Origin of the sequence: Paenibacillus sp. FSL K6-1122, from assembly GCF_037977015.1 — a bacterium.
GTDB lineage: Bacteria > Bacillota > Bacilli > Paenibacillales > Paenibacillaceae > Paenibacillus > Paenibacillus amylolyticus.
This window is the reverse complement of record NZ_CP150272.1, coordinates 5,222,133-5,242,203: the sequence shown is the minus strand read 5'-3', so window position 1 is coordinate 5,242,203 and position 20,071 is coordinate 5,222,133. Positions and strand designations below refer to the sequence as shown.

Annotated in this window: 17 protein-coding genes; 9 read left to right on the top strand and 8 right to left on the bottom strand. The window is 45.7% G+C overall.

All coding sequences use genetic code 11. From position 1 onward, the window contains the following. Positions 1-151 precede the first annotated feature (151 nt). The 3 genes from NSQ20_RS23475 to NSQ20_RS23465 all read left to right on the top strand — a co-directional run bounded on the left by NSQ20_RS23475 (position 152) and on the right by NSQ20_RS23465 (position 3,267). On the top strand, positions 152-1,111 hold the full coding sequence (locus tag NSQ20_RS23475; protein WP_036668652.1) for an AraC family transcriptional regulator: 960 nt from the start codon (positions 152-154) through the stop codon (positions 1,109-1,111). Positions 1,112-1,429: 318 nt separating this feature from the next. After that, a complete protein-coding gene (locus tag NSQ20_RS23470; RefSeq protein WP_036668651.1) occupies positions 1,430-2,632 on the top strand; it encodes an MFS transporter in 1,203 nt (400 codons plus the stop codon). A gap of 191 nt (positions 2,633-2,823) precedes the next feature. Then, positions 2,824-3,267: an Hsp20/alpha crystallin family protein gene (locus NSQ20_RS23465; RefSeq protein ID WP_036668649.1), complete on the top strand. Its 444-nt coding sequence runs from the start codon at positions 2,824-2,826 to the stop codon at positions 3,265-3,267. A gap of 122 nt (positions 3,268-3,389) precedes the next feature. Here the strand turns inward: NSQ20_RS23465 and NSQ20_RS23460 are convergent, their stop codons facing one another. From NSQ20_RS23460 to NSQ20_RS23450, 3 genes are read right to left on the bottom strand one after another with little or no spacing between them, the layout of a single operon-like run. Beyond that, the gene (locus NSQ20_RS23460; protein ID WP_036668648.1) at positions 3,390-4,037 is read right to left on the bottom strand and encodes an Imm50 family immunity protein; all 648 of its coding nucleotides are present in this window, start codon (positions 4,035-4,037) and stop codon (positions 3,390-3,392) included. Between the two features lie 53 nt (positions 4,038-4,090). Beyond that, positions 4,091-4,648: a DUF1697 domain-containing protein gene (locus NSQ20_RS23455; protein WP_036668647.1), complete on the bottom strand. Its 558-nt coding sequence runs from the start codon at positions 4,646-4,648 to the stop codon at positions 4,091-4,093. A 34-nt stretch (positions 4,649-4,682) separates the two neighbouring features. Continuing rightward, positions 4,683-5,333, bottom strand: coding sequence for a hypothetical protein (locus tag NSQ20_RS23450; protein WP_036668645.1), 651 nt, complete (start codon positions 5,331-5,333; stop codon positions 4,683-4,685). A gap of 336 nt (positions 5,334-5,669) precedes the next feature. Between NSQ20_RS23450 and NSQ20_RS23445 the strand changes: the two genes are divergently transcribed. After that, entirely contained in the window at positions 5,670-7,304 is a 1,635-nt protein-coding gene (locus tag NSQ20_RS23445; RefSeq protein WP_036668644.1) for a DUF1593 domain-containing protein, read from the top strand. 85 nt (positions 7,305-7,389) lie between these two features. Here NSQ20_RS23445 and NSQ20_RS23440 read toward each other — a convergent pair whose 3' ends face one another. Together NSQ20_RS23440 and NSQ20_RS23435 are read right to left on the bottom strand one after the other, a co-directional pair. Then, positions 7,390-7,953 carry a TetR/AcrR family transcriptional regulator gene (locus NSQ20_RS23440; protein ID WP_036668643.1) on the bottom strand — a complete coding sequence of 188 codons (564 nt, stop codon included), beginning with the start codon at positions 7,951-7,953 and terminating at the stop codon, positions 7,390-7,392. Further along, a complete protein-coding gene (locus NSQ20_RS23435; RefSeq protein WP_036668642.1) occupies positions 7,946-9,160 on the bottom strand; it encodes an MFS transporter in 1,215 nt (404 codons plus the stop codon). Before NSQ20_RS23435 ends, NSQ20_RS23440 begins: the two co-directional genes overlap by 8 nt. Positions 9,161-9,379: 219 nt before the next feature. Between NSQ20_RS23435 and NSQ20_RS23430 the strand changes: the two genes are divergently transcribed. Both NSQ20_RS23430 and NSQ20_RS23425 read left to right on the top strand, forming a co-directional pair. Beyond that, a complete protein-coding gene (locus NSQ20_RS23430) occupies positions 9,380-10,186 on the top strand; it encodes an alpha/beta hydrolase (RefSeq protein WP_340028746.1) in 807 nt (268 codons plus the stop codon). Between the two features lie 25 nt (positions 10,187-10,211). Beyond that, entirely contained in the window at positions 10,212-11,195 is a 984-nt protein-coding gene (locus NSQ20_RS23425; RefSeq protein ID WP_340030986.1) for a sensor domain-containing diguanylate cyclase, read from the top strand. A 130-nt stretch (positions 11,196-11,325) separates the two neighbouring features. On the opposite strand, the gene NSQ20_RS23420 is transcribed toward NSQ20_RS23425, so the two are convergent. After that, complete coding sequence (locus NSQ20_RS23420) at positions 11,326-12,813, bottom strand: DUF5123 domain-containing protein (RefSeq protein ID WP_340030985.1); 1,488 nt, start codon at positions 12,811-12,813, stop codon at positions 11,326-11,328. A 102-nt stretch (positions 12,814-12,915) separates the two neighbouring features. On the opposite strand from NSQ20_RS23420, the gene NSQ20_RS23415 reads away from it, so the two are divergent. Further along, a complete protein-coding gene (locus tag NSQ20_RS23415; RefSeq protein ID WP_036668639.1) occupies positions 12,916-13,572 on the top strand; it encodes a DUF2625 domain-containing protein in 657 nt (218 codons plus the stop codon). 152 nt (positions 13,573-13,724) lie between these two features. Here the strand turns inward: NSQ20_RS23415 and NSQ20_RS23410 are convergent, their stop codons facing one another. Further along, positions 13,725-15,065 carry an MFS transporter gene (locus NSQ20_RS23410; protein ID WP_036668638.1) on the bottom strand — a complete coding sequence of 447 codons (1,341 nt, stop codon included), beginning with the start codon at positions 15,063-15,065 and terminating at the stop codon, positions 13,725-13,727. Between the two features lie 281 nt (positions 15,066-15,346). Between NSQ20_RS23410 and NSQ20_RS23405 the strand changes: the two genes are divergently transcribed. Next, positions 15,347-15,730, top strand: a complete 384-nt coding sequence (locus NSQ20_RS23405; RefSeq protein ID WP_192133516.1) for a VOC family protein — start codon at positions 15,347-15,349, stop codon at positions 15,728-15,730. A gap of 63 nt (positions 15,731-15,793) precedes the next feature. Here NSQ20_RS23405 and NSQ20_RS23400 read toward each other — a convergent pair whose 3' ends face one another. After that, entirely contained in the window at positions 15,794-18,445 is a 2,652-nt protein-coding gene (locus tag NSQ20_RS23400; protein ID WP_036668636.1) for a cation-translocating P-type ATPase, read from the bottom strand. 309 nt (positions 18,446-18,754) lie between these two features. Here NSQ20_RS23400 and hcp point away from each other — a divergent pair, with 309 nt between their 5' ends. Beyond that, positions 18,755-20,047: a hydroxylamine reductase gene (gene hcp / locus NSQ20_RS23395; RefSeq protein WP_036668635.1), complete on the top strand. Its 1,293-nt coding sequence runs from the start codon at positions 18,755-18,757 to the stop codon at positions 20,045-20,047. The last annotated feature ends 24 nt before the right edge of the window (positions 20,048-20,071 follow it).

Here is a 20,071-nt window from a genome sequence, read left to right as displayed (position 1 = left end):
CATGAAGAAAAAAGCAGACGTGAACCTTCATATATATAGGACTGGTCGAACGGGAGAAAATACGCTAAAATTATAATTGAGAATCATTATCAATTAATTCAGGCTTTCTTTACTGACAAGTCTGATCAAGATATAGGTGAGGTGAATACCCATGCGCACGCATGATGCATTAGGCGTAGTATATCAGCATTACCTGACCCAGGAACCTTACAGTCAGCAAGATGAACACACGTATCTGCTCTCTCCCAAGGCGGGCAGTGGTAATATTAAAAGAGTAACGACATACAGTGGCATTGAGATTTTATATTCCCAGGTTGAATATCATCAGCCTTATCCTACGTATTTTGCGTCCGAAACGCCCATTGTGGAATTGCAATTTGCCTTGTCAGGAGAGCGAAATGTGGATATATCCGGTCAGGATTATTCATTATCGATAGGGCAAGGGGCCCTTATTTTTATGCATGATTTCGAAGCGTGGTTCCATCCTCCGGCAAGGGAGCTGTATACGTCCTTTTCGCTGGGGATTCCGGTTTCTCTGTTCAATTATGCTGCGGCACAACTGGGCGGTTTCAAGTCGATTGCGTTTAATCAGGTGTTGGGACGAAAAGTGTTCAAGCCGATTGTATTTCAATTGGATAACCGGATACGAACGATGATTGACAGTCTGATTGTAGAATTAAACAACAGTTATCGATCATCCTTAATGATGGAAGCGACAGCGTTGGAGATCTTGAATCGATTTATGATCCAATTGTTTGATCTGGCGCCAATTCCCGCGGGATTCTCCAGAGAGGACATCCGGAAGTTACATACGGCACGGGAGATTATGGAGGCTTGTATGGTAGATCCTCCATCTTTGCTAGCATTGTCCAGACAGGTGGGTCTTAACGATTTTAAATTAAAAAAAGGATTCAAGGCACTTTTCGGAAGCACGGTGTTCGAATATTTGCGTCAGGTTCGTCTCGACAACGCCATGAAGTTGTTGCGCAATCAGAATAACAACGTCACCGAGGCCGCGATTGCGGTCGGTTACAGCAATGTCAGTGCCTTTTCGCAGCAATTTTATCGCAAATTCGGCGTGAAGCCCTCAGAGATGAAAAAGATTTATTAAATAAGATGAACAGAAACTTTACACGAGAACGAAGAGTGCAGAACCAGTCTGGAGAAGCGGAGCGTTCGCCTTTATCAACGGATTTCTCCCTTTAATAGAAGGGAATCACGGAAATCCGGTGATAACAGCGATCGGAAGATGGTACTGTAATCGTAGTGGTCTGGTGTAAAGTTTTAAGGGTTGATCTTATTTAAAAAATAAGATTAATAAATCCGTCTTGCCGTGAATTGTTCCGTATAGAGGCAGTAAGAATTCTCTCAGCCTTGTATACTCCAGGTACAGTGGGTACTGTACTGAAATATAGAGGAGTGTACAAACATGAATAGAATCAGAGGAAGTATTTTTTTTAGCGTATTTGCAGCCATGTTGGGTCTGATGCTGATTGCACCCATTATGCCACCACTTATTCGCGAGTTGGGCATGAAAGAAAGCCATTCCGGTCTTATTATCTCGCTTGGGTCCATTATGATGGCTGTCATGGCTCCGGTATGGGGCAGATGGAGTGATATAAGAGGAAGAAAACCAATTATATTGATTGGATTCATAGGTATGTCCGTGAGCTGTGCATTATTTGCACTGGCATTGTACGGGGGATTAAATGCATGGATCGGAGGGGGGCTCCTGTTAACCCTTCTGATTGTGACGCGCAGTCTGATCGGCATGTTCATTCCGGCGGTGCTGTCTTCTGCCCAAGCCTATATGGGTGATGTGACAGAAGGTGAAGATCGGGGAAGTGGGATGGCGATTATCAGTGCTGCGAATGGACTGGGCCTTGTATTTGGACCTGCGATTGCAGGAGCTTTTACCCTTATCGGTCTGCTCTGGCCGCTTTATTTTGGCATTTTTATAGCGATAGCTGCGTTTATCATTGCCTTGTTGTTAATCCCGTCAGCCAAACCGGTCATTCAGGCAAAACCGCCTAAAGTCAACCCGTTCCAACGTGGTTTACGAATGTACCTTGCTGCCGGCTTAGTCACGATGATGGGTATCATGACACTACAGGTTGTCGGGGGATTTTATTTTCAGGATCAACTGGCTCTATCCTCAGCGGGGACGGCCCGAATGGTTTCGTTTGGACTCATGTTCTCTGGAGCAGCGATGTTGATCATGCAGGTCATTCAGATGAAATGGTTGAAATGGAAGCCACGCCCAATGATTTTGTTCGGGTCCCTTTTCCTGATCGCAAGTATGATCCTGTTTTTGGTCTTTAATGTGTTATCCATGTATTATTTCTCGTTTTTCCTGTTTGGCATGGGTTCGGGTCTGATGATGCCGGGGTTCATGGCAGGTGCTTCGCTGGCAGTTAGCAAAGAACAGCAGGGAGGTGCAGCGGGATTGGTAGCAGCGATTCAGGGGATATCCGCCGTCATTACGCCTTTACTTACAACGACACTTTATCAGGTGGACAAACATGTTCCATTTATGTTCGTAGCTGTTCTGGTTGTCTTGCTGGCAATCATGATGATGGGAATGCGGAAGAATGAATCCAATACTGTAACGGACCCCATTCATTCGTTATAGTCAGACAAAGTCAGAAGATCAAATAAGGTCAAAATAAAAGAAAAAAGGATCTATTTTAAAATAGTGAACCATGATGAAAGAAAATCGGTTTTTTTCGTCTTTTACAGACTTTGAGCCTTATTTGCAAGGGTATTATAATAATCAATGTAAGCAACACCAATAAACCAACCACACAAAAGGAGCTGATTTTCATGTTTGATCTGATTCCGTTTCGTAAACGAAATGAAGACCCGTTCGGACACATGTTGAAATCCTTCAATGACATGGTTGAGAACTCATTCCTCTCCCCTTTTGGAACTGGCTCCCAGCCATTCCGGACCGACATTCGTGAGGAAGAAGACAAATATTCGGTAGAAGCCGAGCTTCCGGGCATCGCCAAAGAGGACATAGACATTCAGGTTCAAGGTAATGAGTTGATTATTCGTGCCAAACGCAATGATGTAGTGGAGCAGAAGGATGACTCCAATCGAATCATACGGCAGGAACGCCGTTCCGGCGAATTTATCCGTCGATTCTATGTTGATCATATTGATGAGGAGCACATTAAGGCCAGATTGGAAGAAGGTGTGCTGAAGCTCGAGATTCCGAAACGTCCTGGTGATGATCAATCTCGCAGACGCATTCAAATTGACTAAACCAGATGCAAAATGTGTAGCTGAAGAAGTTGAGCTATCCCTTTATGGTAATAGGCATGGAAGAACATCTGTAAAGATGTTTTGTCATGTTGTCCCATGAAGGGATTTTTTACATAACCGGGTTAATGGAATTGAATATGAATTGTGCTGCATAGGAATGTAGCGGAGAAGCCGGATACGGCATCCAAGTTAACACGGATCTGATCGGCTGCATAAGTGAAACTTAGCTGTAAACAAACGTTAGATGCCTCCACAGGGGAGAACATCTCTTGCTGAATATGTTCAAAATGGAAGTGCACCTGCTGTTCCCATTCCTGATCAGCATTATGCGTTAGCACAAGAGAGAGGGATTGTATATTTTGGACTGTTTCCAGCTGCACATCCGTAATTTCGTCATAATGGAAGGGAGGGAAATAGCCCAGAGTTTCGATTACATGTTGCGCTCCGAGGATGGAAGCCAAAGGAGAAAATTCACGTTCCAACCTCCGAATATCCATTAACTGTGCCTCGTACTGAGGACTTGTATAGAGCAGGAGAGAGTCTGGTTCGCATTCCACGACTGTTCCGATAAAAGCAGCCCAGTTCGCGGTACCTTCCTCACCAACGGTAACAAGCAGTTGATCTTGAGCAAGCAAGTCGATTGCCCTATTGGTATGGAATTTCACTCGAAAACCTTGTCCCTGTATCTGCCAGGGAGTCTGGGGTGCATACCAGAATGGTTCCCGCTCTACGGATCGGACGCTGACGTTTAATGTCCATGCTCTGTTCATTAGACTACCTCCAATTGCCACAAGCTGCGTGGCATCATCTCCACCTGTCTGTATTATTTCTCTGCTGCTGCTTGCATCAGGGCATATATCTTACGTGTGGTATTCACATTTCTAACCGTCATATAGGCATATACTTTGGATCCCACAAGCTTGTTCATGCCACTTTTGGATGCATCTTCTCTGCTGACTGAGTATAAAATCGCTCCGGGAACATAGATTAGTGTGCCGATTCCCGGTTTGATGGGCAGCTGGTCCAGCACGGAGGGCTCATTGATCTCATCCCAGAGGAACATCACATCACTTTTGGCTGTGTCATCATTAACCCATTCTTCTGGCAGTGCCTGAATAACACTTTGGATTTCATCCATATTCCGCACCATTACCCTGATCTGTAAGCCAAAATCGGCGGCGATGGCCTGTTCTAACACATGGGATATCTCCCAATTTGCATCGGCACGTTCCTGATGATCGGCAAAAATAATATTGCCAGAATTGATATAGGTAACGACATCCAGCATGCCTGCTTGTTCAAATGTTTCTTTCAGCTGCTTCATATTAATTTTATTGTTCCCGCCTACATTAATGCCTCGTAGCAAAGCCACATAGATCATATGGGCGCCCCTCCAATTCCTTCAATTCACTGTTTTAACAAAAGGACAGATATTCGAACAGATGAGCAGTATACTCTTCTCCCAACAGATCTTGCAATAAAGGTTCCACTTGCTCCAGATACTGGGGCTTGGTTTCATAGGTTTCTTCATCTTTTACTTCTCCGGCATAGGTACGCGCCGCTTCAATCAGGATGGCTAGTGCACTGAAAAAGTCTGATAGTGAATCAGCAACACGGTTTGGTTCTCCACCTGTAAAAGCGGCATATACGGGAGAGTTTGGTGCTTCCACATCTACAATTAACGGATCATCGTTAAAGTTTGCGATGACAACGTGAGTTTTTGGCCAAGTGGAGGACTCCTCATAAGGTTCATTCATGCCAATCCAGCGGAACCCCAGTTGCTGACGAAGCAGATGTTCAGGTGCGACAAAGGAAATAAGTGCGGCATCACCGATTTCGACGGCGGCATTTTTCATTTTGAGTGTACCTTCCGCATCCGCATCCATCATTTCATAATGATTGTACAGATACTGAAGTTCTGGAGAAAGAGGTATTCGTGTATCCACTTCCGGCTGGTGATGTTGTTCGCGGGGACGCAGATCATGATTTTTGAAAAGTCCATAAGCTTCATTATATAAATCCTGCTGTTCCACCAAACGGCTTAAGGCCGCATCCAGTTGTTGCATGATGTCTGAGTCCTCCTAATAACATTGATATAATAACAGGCCGATTCGTTTGATTCTTGGCTATAAGCATTATACTATATCAAAGATAAATTCAAAAAAACATTTGAATACGTTTACATTCATGAGTGGACATGATATACTTTCACTCAAATAAGGATTGTTACTGCTTCGGGCAGGCAAAACCTGAACATCACTATGCGTGGACTTTGTTCCATTCATAATGTTGTTCGGGTTTTTTTGCATTCTACGGTCCATATTAAGGATAGAAAAAACAGAGGACGTACTTATTTCCAACCCAACACTAACATCACGCTGTACAGAAGAAAGGGGAGCATTATGAACAAGAGAAAATGGTTAAACGGTTTTGCCGCAGGTTGTCTCAGTATCATCCTGGTGATTAGTGGGTGCGCATCCAAAGCGCCACAAACCGTAAGTGACACACCGAATCAGCCGACAGAACAGACAGAGAATGAAACCCAGGAACCTGCAAACAACCAAGCTGCCAAAGGCAGAACAGTGATTACAACCGACGGTGAAGTGGATGATATGAACTCCGTCATTCGTTTCCTCTTATATTCGAATGAAATGGACCTTGCCGGAATTGTACTGACCAGCTCGGTGTATCATTATGCTGGAGACGAGGAAGAGGGGATCAAACCCTTCCGCTGGACAGGCACACAGTGGGTGTACGATATGATCGATGCCTATGGCGAGATCTACCCGAACTTATCCAAACATGCGGATGGGTACCCGGAGCCGGAACAGCTTCGAGCGATGACGAAGATCGGTAATATATCCGATAAAGGGGAGATGGAGAAGGAAACCGAAGGTTCCGAGTTCCTCGAAACTCTTTTCCTCGACGATGACTCCCGAGACCTGATTGTTCAGACATGGGGGGGCACCAATACCACAGCCCGAGCGCTAAAATCGATTGAAGAACAGTACAAGGATACGGCCGAGTGGGATACGATTCGCAAAAAAGTCAGTGACAAACTGGTCCTGTACATCATCCTCGATCAGGATGACAGCTACAACGAATACATTGCGAAGAATTGGCCAGATATCCGCATTCTCAACGACCAGTCGAACTTCTGGCATTTTGCCTATGCATGGAAGATGCATGCCGAAGAAGTGAACAGTAAGCTTCATGGCGACTGGATGGTCAAGAATATTCTGAACGGACATGGCAAGCTGATGGATATGTATGCATCGATGGGTGATGGTAAAATGATCGAAGGCGAACTAGCCGAAGAACAACGGGGAAGTGCTGAGTATCTGAAGAACAATCCACAATATGACAAGTACGATTTTATATCTGAGGGTGACTCTCCTTCCTTCTTTTATCTGATTGATAATGGGCTGCGCAGTATGGAAGACCCTTCCTACGGCGGTTGGGGTGGACGCTTTGGGGTTGTGAACGACAAGCTGTTTAGAAACAATGTGCTTGATTACGATCCCTACACCAAACGCTATGAAGCCGAATACTCTCTGATGAGATGGTTTGACGATGTGCAGGATGATTTTGCAGCACGTGCAGACTGGGCAGTTGCAGACACTTACGAAGGTGCCAACCATAATCCGTCATTAACGATTAAGGAAGGGCTGGATCTGAGTGTTAGTCCTGGGGAGGAAGTTACTCTTCACGCGGAAGGCACAGACCCGGATGGAGATCAACTGACCTATACGTGGTGGAGATATTTCGAAGCGGACACTTATGAGGATTCCAAAGTAACACCGAACAAAGTTCAGCCTGAAATGGCGGGTGACCTGCAGCTTGGATTGCATCGTGAACTTGCCAAGGATGAGCAGGTGGATACGATAAAATTACAGGGCAGTGACACCGAAGCGGTGACATTTACCGTTCCTGACGATGCCAAATCGGGTGATACCCTTCATATCGTTGCCGAAGTACAGGATGATGGAGAGCATCAGTTGAAGCGTTATCAACGTGTGATCCTAACCGTAAAATAAAGAAATAGAGGGGCTGTCCCAAAAGTCATCAACATGGCTGGTGGGACACCTCTCTTATTTGTGTAGTCTGATCGTAATTGATCCGTTAACGCTGGACGCCTGACCAGAAGACATTCCAGGTGATTGCCAAAGCTTGTTCATAGGATTGCCGTGTCTCATACACGAGCTGTACATCCAATCCATCCATCACGGTGACAAAAGCTACGGTGGCTTCTTCCGGACTCAGGCGTATATCGGAATGTCTGGTAAATACGGCTGCCAGCTCTTCCTTCAGTGTCCCGAGGTACGTTCGATACTGGGCTAGCACAAAATCATGCACCTCCAGCGGTGTGATAAAAGACAAGATATACATAAAAGCAACGTTTGGGTGAGTCAGAAAGCGATTTTTGTGTTCATGCAAAAAGGCATATAGCTGCTGATCCAAAGTTTGGGTAACAGACTCGCTGAAGAATTGGCGTACAAACTGTTGTTCCTCCTGCACAACTTCCTCATATAACTCCAGCAATAACGCTTTTTTGGATGAATAATGATAAGCCAGGGATTGCTTGCGAATGCCTGCCTCTTCGGCAATCTGCGCCATCTTGGTCCCCTCGTAACCCAGACGATTAAAATGTTGAATGGCAATTTCCTTGATTCGTTTTTTACTCAATGTCTACCTCCAGTTGGCGAGCTGTATACCTCTGCTGTTTTTGGGAGTATACCAAATATAACAAGATATATACCACAAAAATGCCTATAGAGATAGCATACACCACCGTATAGGAAAATGCAGAAGCCACAACGCCCAGGATCAACGAACCACCGCCAATTCCGAGGTCAAAGAAGTTAAAGAAGGAAGCCATCGCACTTTCGTGCTCATGTTCTTCTACAAGATTCACACACCAGGTCTGAATCGCCGGGAATATGGCACCAAAACCAAAGCCGTATAACGCACCGGCGATCAGGAATTGCACATCACTCTGGGCGATAATCAGAACCAGTAGCCCCGCGATTGCAAACACGGCAGAAGGTAACAACACGGAACCTGGTCCCCATCGATCAAACATTTTCCCCGAAAACAGTCGAACGGCGAAGCTGGCAATGGCAACGATGAAGAAAAACCAGGCTATATTCTCGAACCCTCTTTCGGCGGCAAATAAAGCCACAAAGGACATGATTGAACCCGCTGCAATGCCAACGAGCATAATGAGAAGGGAAGGGAAGAGTACCTTCTTTTCAATCAGTTTCACCGAAGGGACATGAGTTTGCATAGACTCGCTACTACCTTCTGTTTTCGGCTTTCTGGATACAAACACTGTCATTAGGAGAGCTAACAGCAAAATGCACATACCTCCCATAAACAGGCTCTGGTAGTCGTACCTAAACAACAGGCTTGTTCCAATCAATGGACCAATGGATATAGCGACCGTCTCCCCTACGCCGAAATACCCCATACCTTCTCCCCGGCGATCTCTTGGTATGTTTTCAGTGGCAATCGTTGCAAAATATGTCGTTGCCAAACCAAATCCGAATCCGTGGATCACTCGAAATACAAGAATCATCCAAATACCTGACGATAGGTAGTATGCGCCTGTCATTAATGCACAGATAGTGATGCCGATAATCAATAGATATTTTTTATCTATTCGAGCTGCCAAAACAGAAGTGAAGGGTCGAATCAAGATGGCAGAAAACATAAATACGCCGGTAACAAGCCCAATTTGGGAGGCTTCGCCACCAAGACTTGAGACAAACAAAGGCAAGGTCGGAAGCAACATTTCAAATGCCATAAACAATAATGCGTTGGCTAACATGATAAATAGGAATGATCTTCCCCAGAGTTGCTGAGGTGTAGAGCTATGTGTTGAAGTACTCATGGTTTTCCTCCGTAATATTGATCTCTGTCGCGCGACATGTTGAACTGATTTTACCTGACGATCGTCAGATTGTAAAGCGCGTATTCAGAGCAGGAGTTCATGATTTTTTAGTGGATGAGAGAAGTTATTAATTATTTTTAATTCATATTCCAACATTTTCCGGTATACTAATCAGATAAAATGATTCAAGTGAATACTACCTCGGAGAGGTGATATGCAATGACGGTTGATATACTTGTAAGAAATAATGTTAAGGTACTTGGCTCGGGTAGCCAAACGATTGTATTTGCTCATGGTTTTGGATGTGATCAGGATATGTGGCGTTACATTATTCCAGGTTTTATGGAGAACTACCGTGTGGTGTTGTTTGATTATGTTGGATCTGGCGAATCTCAAATTAACTATTATGATGCTATCAAATATAGCAACCTTCAAGGATACGCCCAGGATGTGCTGGAAGTTATGGAAGCGCTCGAACTAAAGGACACCATATTTGTCGGGCATTCCGTCAGTAGTATGATTGGTATGCTGGCATCAATTCAGAACCCCAAATATTTCAAAAAAATTATAATGTTAGGGCCCTCCCCACGTTACGTGAATGATCTTCCGAATTATTATGGAGGTTTCGATCGGAATGATATCGATGAATTACTTGAGATGATGCAGATGAATTTTATTGGGTGGGCGAGTTATCTGGCACCCATTGTGATGAACAATCCGGAACGGAAAGAGCTGACGGAAGAGTTGGAGAAAAGCTTCTGCTCCAGAGATCCGCATATTGCGAGACAATTTGCCGAAGTGACGTTTTTATCTGACTGTCGTATTGATCTGGAGCAGGCAACTGTGCCAACATTAATCCTTCAGTGCTCGGATGACAGTATTGCCCCGATAGAAGTAGGGGATTATTTACACGCTCATCTGAAGAATAGCCGATTGCAACAGATGACGGCCAAGGGACATTATCCGCATCTGAGTCAACCGGAAGAAACCATCCGAATGATTAAGGATTATTTAACGAGCGCATAAAACGCGGAAGAAAGGCAGTTATTCCATGGATATACAATTAGATCTGGCTCCCTGTGGATACTTCTCTATCTCTGATTCGGGCGTCGTACAGTCGATTAATCAAACTATGCTTACGATGCTTGGATATGAACGCGATGAGCTCATAGGGCAACATATTGAATCCACCATGACGGTAAGCAACAAGGTGTTTTTCCATACGTATTTCTATCCCTACATCCAGTTATATGGACATGTGGACGAGATGTACTTCACGTTCCGTACCCGTGATCAGAAGGCTGTTCCTGTTCTGCTTAACGGTGTTCGTCAGACACGTAACGGGGAAAGCGTGGTAGATTGTGTCGTTGTAGTCATGCGTAAGCGAATCGAACATGAGAAGGATATTTTGCATACCAAAACGAAGCTACAAGAGTTGTATCAAGCGACGCAAGGAGCGAACAAGGAGCTTGAACGACTGCATGAGGAATATAAAATTAAAGAGCAGGCGTTAATCAAAGTGAATGATCAGTTGGAGACACTGGCCTCCACCGACTTGTTGACAGGATTGAAGAACCGCAGGTTTTTCCAGGAAAAAATGCTTGAAAGTTTGATGATGTTCCAGGAGAAACAACGTTATTTCTCCCTGCTCGTTGTGGACATTGATCATTTCAAAAGCATTAATGATACGTACGGACATCCGATCGGAGATCTGGTGCTCGGCAATCTGGCAGGGCTGCTGCAAACGGTATCGCGAAGTACGGATGTGGTTGCACGTTACGGTGGGGAGGAATTTGTTATCATTCTTCCAGATTGTGAAGAGGAGCAGGCGATCGGTATTGCAGAACGATATCGTTCACAGGTTGCTTCAGCCGACTGGGGTGAATATAACATTACAGTGAGTATCGGTGCAGCTACTGTAGTAGAGGAAGATACGGAAAAATCCTTGTTCCAAAGAGCGGACAACGCCCTGTATGCCTCCAAAACCGGAGGACGAAACCGGGTGACACATGCAGCTCAGATGGTAAAAAGTTAAGAATTGGATTGCATCAAAAGAAAGCAAAAAGGAGTCTGTGCATGATGAGGGAGATGATCCCACATGCACAGGCTCCTTTTATTTGCGTGAAAAAGATTTACTAAGTTGAGATGGCAGACTCAGGGTTAATTTATCGCGGTGCAAGGTAACCATACGCCTTAGCCGGAGAGTTCGCCTGAGGACGAAAATCTTCGCTCGGTTCATCCATAAATGCCGGGTTCACATATATGGAGTGTGCATCATTGCCAGATCCCTTGATGTAGGCAGCGATGCCGGAGTAGGCTTTATTTTTCCAAACCCACAGGGCATCTTTCTGCTCACCTGGTGAGTAATAGACATTATGGTCAAACACATTGCCGGTATTGCTAGTATATTCGTTGTATATCAGTACTTCCGAGCTGCCCGATACGAGAATGTTACGCATGAACGTATTGTTCTTTGTCCGTGACTGCATGAATAACTGTCCATTGCCTGCATTCAGGGTATCATTTCCCACAAGTGTATTGTACATAATCTTGCTATCCTCGGTAGCTCCTCGTTCCTCGTCATAACCTCCCATGGCAATCCCCGTCAATCTGTTGGAATAAATCAGGTTATCACGCACGGTAATGTTGCTGGTTGAACGTCCGGCATGCTCTGATGCAATCTCAATTCCGATGTCGCTCCGATATACCCGGTTCTGGTCGATGATATGATCTTTCCCGCCATCTACATAGATGCCGCCCGCCGAGTTGGTATCATTGGGCAGGTCTTTACCGTAGGAGGGGTTGTTATTGGACGTAATATCGTAGACTTCGTTTCCTCGTACAATGCCGTTCCGAGCCTGATCGTACGTGTCGTCCTCGGACGTACCCTCGTACCCGATCAGATCAATACCAATATTGTCGGAATCATGGATGATATTGTCCTGGATAGCAAAGGTATCAACATTACCGTTGACTGCGAGTGACTCGCTTGAACCAAGTGTAAGATCATACAATTCATTATCCTTGATGATGATATCGCGTAAAGCTTGAGGGTGCTCTGTGCCATATATGGCAATACCGTGGGCATCCCTGCCCCGCAAATCGGGACCTTCAGGAGTTGCGTAACTAGCAATCGCGTGTATGGTGTTGCCTAACAGCTGAATATGTTCACCTGCTCCGTGGACATAGATCCCGGATGGAACTTGGCCCCCAAGTTTGGTTGTAAAATTACGAATTTCGAGATTCTGAATCGTGATATAACTGGCATTTTCAATTTCAATCAACCCTTCAATGCCCCGGACAGATAAACCTTTACCATCAATGATAACCTGCTCCTGAGGATAACTTGAAAATAGGGTTGGATTAGCGGAAGAATTACCGCTCCGGATGATTTTGACTTTCTGATGATAGACACCTTCACGCAAATAGATCGTGCTTCCTGGCGAAGCATGGTCTGCTGCGTGCTGCAACGTTTTCCAAGGAGATTGAATCGTTCCTTTATTCGAGTCGTTTCCTTGGGGTGATATGTAATGGATGACCTGGGGATCAGATTTTTGAACAGAAACGGGTTCCTTCATGGCAGATGTATGATTCTGACAACCGGATACAAGCAACATCAGAATCGGAATCATAAGTATAACTACGCGAATCAAATCGTTTCCCCCTTGAATTTAGCTTTGAAGATAGATTATAGCAGATTTGAACGGGTTAATAACCCATGATATGCTCTTATAAAATCAGCGAGGAGACTGCTCATGAATACATTAACGATAGCTGAATTAGTAGATCGGGAGAATCACGCATGGGAAGAACTTAAGGAACTCCTGGATAGTGGGCAAAATACATATGTGTATGTTCCAGCAAAACAAGAAGCTGGAGAGGATACCCTTTATCGTCTGCAAATAAGCACCAAATCCTATTTGGGGGCTGTTGCTTATGAGACAGAAGGTATTGTACTGGACCATGGCTGGATCACGCTGCTTGGTGCGGGTGGTGACAGTACATCGGGGAGTCTCACCAGTTGGAATGGTGTAAGTGAGCAACCTTGGGTAGATGTACTGGAAGGTATGATGGTCGTTGCATATGATGCGGCAGGTGGTTTCTTCGGACTGGATACAGGCAAGTATGGCCGCACGGGACACATTTATTATTTTGCACCGGATACACTCGAATGGGAATCGACAGAACTGGCATATTCAGGTTTCATCAACTGGCTGGCGAATGGTGATCTGGAGCAGTTCTATCGGACCTTTCGCTGGAAAGGCTGGCAAGAGGATATGTCTCAGCTCCAGACAGGACAAGTATTTGCGTATTACCCACCACTTTGGACGCAGGAAGGTGACGGCGAGAGCAGTAGTAAAGCCCCAATTAGCATAATGGAGGCCTGGAAGTTTGCACTGGACGGTAAATAGTTGGCATGCTGCTGTAGGACGAAATCAGGAAATTAACCGGTAAATTCAAGTTCATTGAGTGATCTACTTTAAAAAAACGGCATTCTGTTCCAAACTAAAAAAGGCTCGCGCTTGGCGCGGGCCTTTTTGTTCTGAACTTTAAACATCAATTATCAATTGTCCAATGTAACAGGTTTAATGCTTGAGCGTGAAGCTCTGCTATGCCAGACGGTCAACCCGAGTGAAACAACGCAGACGAGCAACAGACAAGCATACACCACATGATAAGCTTGCTCGACCGAGACTCCCGGAATACTGTGTAGCAGCAGCCCACATACGGCTACAGACACCGAACCACCGAAGAACTGAATCAATTGTAACATGCCCATACCGGAACCGATTTGCGCTTTGGGCAGCACACGTGACGCTTCATTATTCAGTGAAGCCATGGAGGCTGACAGTGCCGGTGAGAAAAAGAGATAACCACTGGTAATGATCAAGGCGGATTGATCCAGTCCGAGCATAAATAAGGCAAGTACCGCTGCGAGCAGGATGTGTCCAATGATCATAAATCGCATATTGCCATAACGGTCGATCCAACGCCCGACGAAACGGGTGCAGAATGCTGCGACGATTGCCCCAGGAGCAATCAGCAAACCAATGGCGAGCGAAGAGCGCCCATATAGATCAGCAAGCACAAGCGGCATCAAAAACAGATTGCCCAGATTCACCACCAGCACGCAGAATCCGATAAGGATTAACCGGGTGTATCCTGGCGTTTGGAACACTTGTGGATTCACAAACGGAAGACTCGCTTTCCGAATATACAGGAGATGTGCAATAAGCGAGATAACGCCTATGGCGAACCATAACCAGGATTGCTGGGTGATCGCTACCAGAAGTGTAGTGGCATTAATGACGGTTAATATGGCACCAATCACATCGAACGGCTGATCTGTTTTGACGGATTCACGGGGGAGAAAATAGAGCAATACAGGCAGAGCGAGCAGGACAAGCACGGTTATGGCAAAAAGTCCGTTCCAGCCCCAGTACTCGCTAATGAGTCCGCCGACAATGGGGCCAAGTCCAAAAGCCATGGCGCTACCTGATGAGATCAGCGCGATGGCAGCTCCGCGTCGTTCCACCGGGATGTAACGACTTGCAATGACGAGACCCAACCCGGCCATAACTCCTGCACCCGCAGATTGCAGAATACGTGTCAGTAACAGGATTGCAAAGTTATGCGCGAACAACCCTAGCAATGAAGATAACCCCAGGATCAGAAGCCCGACCGTTAACAGTTTGCGTACCGGGATACGGTCTGACAATCGACTGTAGATCACCGTCGACAGGGCGTAACCAATTGAATAACTTGAGATCACCCAAGACCCCAGGTCCGAGGTAATCTGCAGATCATGAATAATGACTGGCAAAGAAACGTTGAACATGGTGGTATTCATCACAACGATGAACAGGCAACATGTCCAGAGTGGCATGACAATTTTATCTTTCACGGTACCATTCCTGTCTTGGGTATGAATATGAAGTCGGATAGAGCTTTGATGAAAATGTGATGAAAAGCAATATATCATTTTACACCCCATTTCATCATATGGCAATAATGTCATACTAATTCATTCGGTGTGATGAGCATAGAAATATTAATAATAAACAATAGACGGATTTCCTGAATTTAACTAAAATGATCATTGAACATACATAAGCAGATGGATCAGCGGTTAGGTAACTAGATATGTAAGTAATTAGCATGTTTAAAATGAAGGAGATTATACCCATGACTCATGCATTATTAATGTCCCATAGCGTATTTCCGACGCTTGATATGAATCGAACCGCGCAGTTTTATGAAGAAAAGATGGGCTTTCGGGTCGTCGAATATCTCGATGCCGCGGAACCTCATATCTGCCTGTATCGTGATCTTACCGAGATTATTTTGACCCAAAGCAATGGACAGAAGGTCATACCCAACAGAGAATTATATGGCTATGGATATGATGCATATTTTATTACCCAGAACCAGGAAGAGCTTCAACAGGAATTGATCAACGCAGATGTGAAAATCGTACGTGCCCTCAATCATACAGACTATAATAACAAGGAGTTTGTGATCGAGGATATTGATGGACGCTGGATCGCTTTTGGCATCAAACAGGGATAATTAGATACAGAAACAGGCGCTCCGATAACGGGCGCCTGTTTGTGCATGTTATAACTGCAGATCTTACGCCACAGTAACTTGTTTGCCGCGATTGCGAATCCACTTGATGACATCCATGAGAATGACTGCAGCAAGAGCAAGTCCGCCTGCAATCAGGAACTCATTCCAGCCGAATGTATCCGGGATGGCGAAGACACCGCGAACACCTGGAATCAGTGTGATTGCATAGAGACAGAGACATACCAGAATGGAGCCAAGCACGAATTTATTGGTCGTGAAACCCACCTGGAAGATCGTCTGTGTGTTGGAACGTGCTGCAAAAGTTTGCAGACTGCGTGCCAGAATCAAGGTTGTGAATGCCATAGCCACACTGATTTCCTCCGAGATGCCAAGTCCAATATATTGGGACACAATAACAGCCGCACCAATCAGGACACCACGCGTAATCACAGCTTGCAGGGTTCCGCCTGCGAAGATACCCTCGTTAATATCACGCGGTTTGCGTCGCATGACATCCGGCTCGGGTTTCTCTGTACCCAAAGCAATGGCAGGCAGGGAGTCGTTCACCAGATTGATGAACAGCAGCTGTAGGGCCGTAAATGGATTAACCCAGCCGACGATCAAGGCAAACAAAATGGCGATAATCGCGCCGAGGTTACCGGCAAACAGGTATGCGATGGCTTTTTTGATGTTATCAAATACCATCCGTCCAACACTGACCGCATTCACGATGGAGACAAAGTTATCATCCGTCAGAATCATGGCAGCCGCATCCTTGGCGACATCTGTTCCGCTACCCATCGCTACGCCGATGTCGGCTTGTTTCAGCGCAGGTGCGTCATTAACTCCATCTCCGGTCATGGCTGCAACTTTACCTTTTCGCTGCCATGCACGCACAATCCGGATTTTGTTCTCAGGTGATACTCTGGCGTAAACCGAGATATGTTCAAGTTGTTGATCCAGCTCCTCATCAGACATTTTGTCCAGTTCGGCTCCGGTAATGGCGAGGTCATCCGGTTCGGCAAGGCCGATATCCACACCGATCGCCTGAGCCGTTGTTTTGTGATCTCCAGTGATCATGATGGTGCGAATGCCCGCTTTTTTGGACTCTTCAATAGAACCGTATACCGCTTCACGCGGTGGGTCAATCATCGCTGTCAAACCAACCAGTGTCAGATCATGCTCGTCATCAATGGTGACCTGGTTTTTATCATCGAATTTTTTGTACGCGTAGGCCAGCACACGGAAGGCACGTTTCGAGAAGGCCTCATTTTTTTCTTCAAACTGTGTGCGAATCTCAGGTGTGAGGGGCTGAACCTCACCGTTGATAAACACATGACTACAGCGACTGAACAGCACATCAGGTCCACCCTTGGTCAGCAAAGCCGTCTGTCCCTCAAAGGTATGCACCGTACTCATGAGCTTTCGATCCGAGTCAAAAGGAAGCTCAGCTTCACGCGGGAACTGGTCACGGATTTCATTGTAATCCTTGTTCACCCGGTTGCTGAAGGCAATGAGGGCCACTTCGGTTGGATCACCCAATTCCTTGCCTTCCTGGTTAATATTTGAATCATTGCAGAGCACTGCAATATGTAACAGACGCCGTTCCTCTTCCGACCACTGATCGGGATCATCGGGGAATTCGTCCTTGGTGCCATGGGGAATGTAATAATCAACGACAGTCATCTTATTCTGAGTTAGCGTTCCTGTTTTATCCGTACAGATGATACTGGCAGAGCCGAGCGCCTCAACGGCAGGCAGTCTACGAATGATCGCATGTTGTTTGGCCATCTTATTTGTTCCGAGTGACAATACGATAGTCACAATGGAGGATAAGGCCTCAGGAATGGCAGCAACCGCAACAGCTACGGCAAACATCAGTGCATTTACGATGGAAGGCCCGATATTCTCCGTACCTTCGGTCAACCATACACGACCGGCTTCAATGCCAAAGATGAGAATCGACAAGCCCAGGATGAAAAAGCCCAGTTTTTTGCTAAATGATTCCAACTTGCGCTGTAATGGTGTGTTCTTGGCTTCGGCATTTTCAATCAGTTCGGCAATTTTGCCGATTTCGGTTTTGAGAGCTGTACCTGTAATGACAAGCATGCCCCGTCCATATACGACCAGTGAGCCACTGAAGGCCATATTGCGACGATCTCCGATTGGAGCCTCATCCGGGATGGTATCGGCGTGTTTCTCCGCAGCTTCGGACTCTCCGGTCAACATGCCTTCGTTGATTTTCAAACTTCCTGATTCCAGGATACGCCCGTCTGCCGGGACATAATCACCTGCATCCAGCATAACAATATCACCGGGAACGAGTTCCCTCGCTGGAATGGTTTTTTTCTGCCCGTCACGAATGACCTTGGCTTCAGGTGCAGACATTTGTTTCAGCGCGTCAAGTGAACTCTCGGCTTTTTTGGTCTGCACTACACTGATCACCGCGTTGAGCAAAATAACCAGGAATATGATCAATGATTCAATCAGGTGTCCAAGTACAACCTGTACCGCGGCTGCAATCAGCAGCACGATGACCATCGGATCTTTGAAATTTTCGAGGAACAATTTCCAGACGGGTGTTGCATCTTTACCTTTTAACTCGTTATATCCTTCCGTTTCAATTCTCTTGGCAGCTTCGGAGGTCGTAAGTCCCTTGGAGGAACTTTGTACATCCTGAAGGGTTTCCTCCGCACTGTGTCTGTAATGTTGCAATTGACCAGCTCCTTGAATATTAGATTTCTCTGTGTATTACCCTTACGGGCAAAATCTAGAATCGTTTCATTTTCGTATTTTTTTAAGATTATGGATTTATACGTTTTTAGCTGTACACAGTATTTTTCATAATGATCCGAGATATGCCTTTTTTTGAATGTTATTATTTCCAGTTTGGATGATAATCTGGAGAACCAAATATAGATGTTGGATCAGAAACTGTGTGCACCATCACACTAGCTCATATCAGGGTCTGTTACGCTATTACATAACGAACTGCGTTTAATCTAAGTTTGGAGGGGAAACCATATGTTTTGTTATCAGTGCGAACAGACGCCGAGTGGCGGGTGTACCGTGGTAGGGGTATGCGGCAAAAACGAAACAATCGCAAGTTTGCAGGATACGATGATTTTTGCGTTAAAAGGCATCGCTGCTTATGCGACACATGCACGCCAGTTGGGATATTCTGATCCTGAGGTGGATCGGATTACACATGAGGCATTATACATGACATTGACGAACTCGAATTTTAATGTACAGGAACATCTGGAGATGGCGATGAAGGTAGGTAATGCAGCAATCCGCATTATGGATGTGTTGGATCGTGCGCACACGGACCGCTTTGGTGTACCGCAACCGATTACGGTTAGCCAGAACCAGATTGAAGGACAGTGCATCGTGGTAACAGGGCATAATCTGTATGCATTGGAGGAGTTGCTTCGTCAAACTGAAGGGAAAGGAATCAACATCTATACCCACTCGGAAATGTTGCCTGCACACGGTTATCCGGCGCTGAAGAAATATGCCCATCTCAAGGGTAATATCGGTAAAGCATGGTACGATCAGCGCAGACTGTTCGAACAATTCCCGGGTGCTATTCTCGCAACGACGAACTGTGTTATGCCGATCAAAGGCACATATGCAGACCGCTTTTTCTCATACGAAGTGGCGGGTCTGGAGGGCGTTGCCAAAATTACAGAGGATGACTTCTCACCCCTGATTGAACGCGCATTGTCACTGCCTGCGGCTAATGTACAGTCCGAGCAAGTTTTAACGACAGGATACCATCATGAGACCGTGATTGGGCTTGCGCCCGAGATTATTCAAGCGGTGAAAGACGGGCATATCCGTCGATTCTTCGTTATCGCTGGTTGTGATGCGCCAGGCAAAGGTGGCAACTACTATCGTGAACTTGCGACATCCTTGCCGAATGATACCGTAATTCTGACGACTTCCTGTGGTAAGTTCCGCTTCAACGATGTGGATTATGGTACGGTTGGAGACACGGGTATACCGCGTTATATCGATCTGGGTCAATGCAACAATTCCGGTTCTACGGTGAAAATTGCAATGGCTTTGGCGGATGCTTTTGGCTGTACCGTGAACGAGTTACCTGTCAGCATTGTGCTGTCCTGGTTTGAGCAAAAAGCAGTTGCGATCCTGCTTGGCCTGTTCAGCCTTGGCATTCAGGACATTCGTATTGGACCAAAACCGCCTGAGTTTATATCGGAAGGTGTCTTGGATGTACTCGTAGATATGTTTGGTCTAAAGTTAATTATAACGGCAGAAGAAGATATGAACGCGATGTTGGCACTGTCATAGGATGAGGATGTATATTTACGTGCA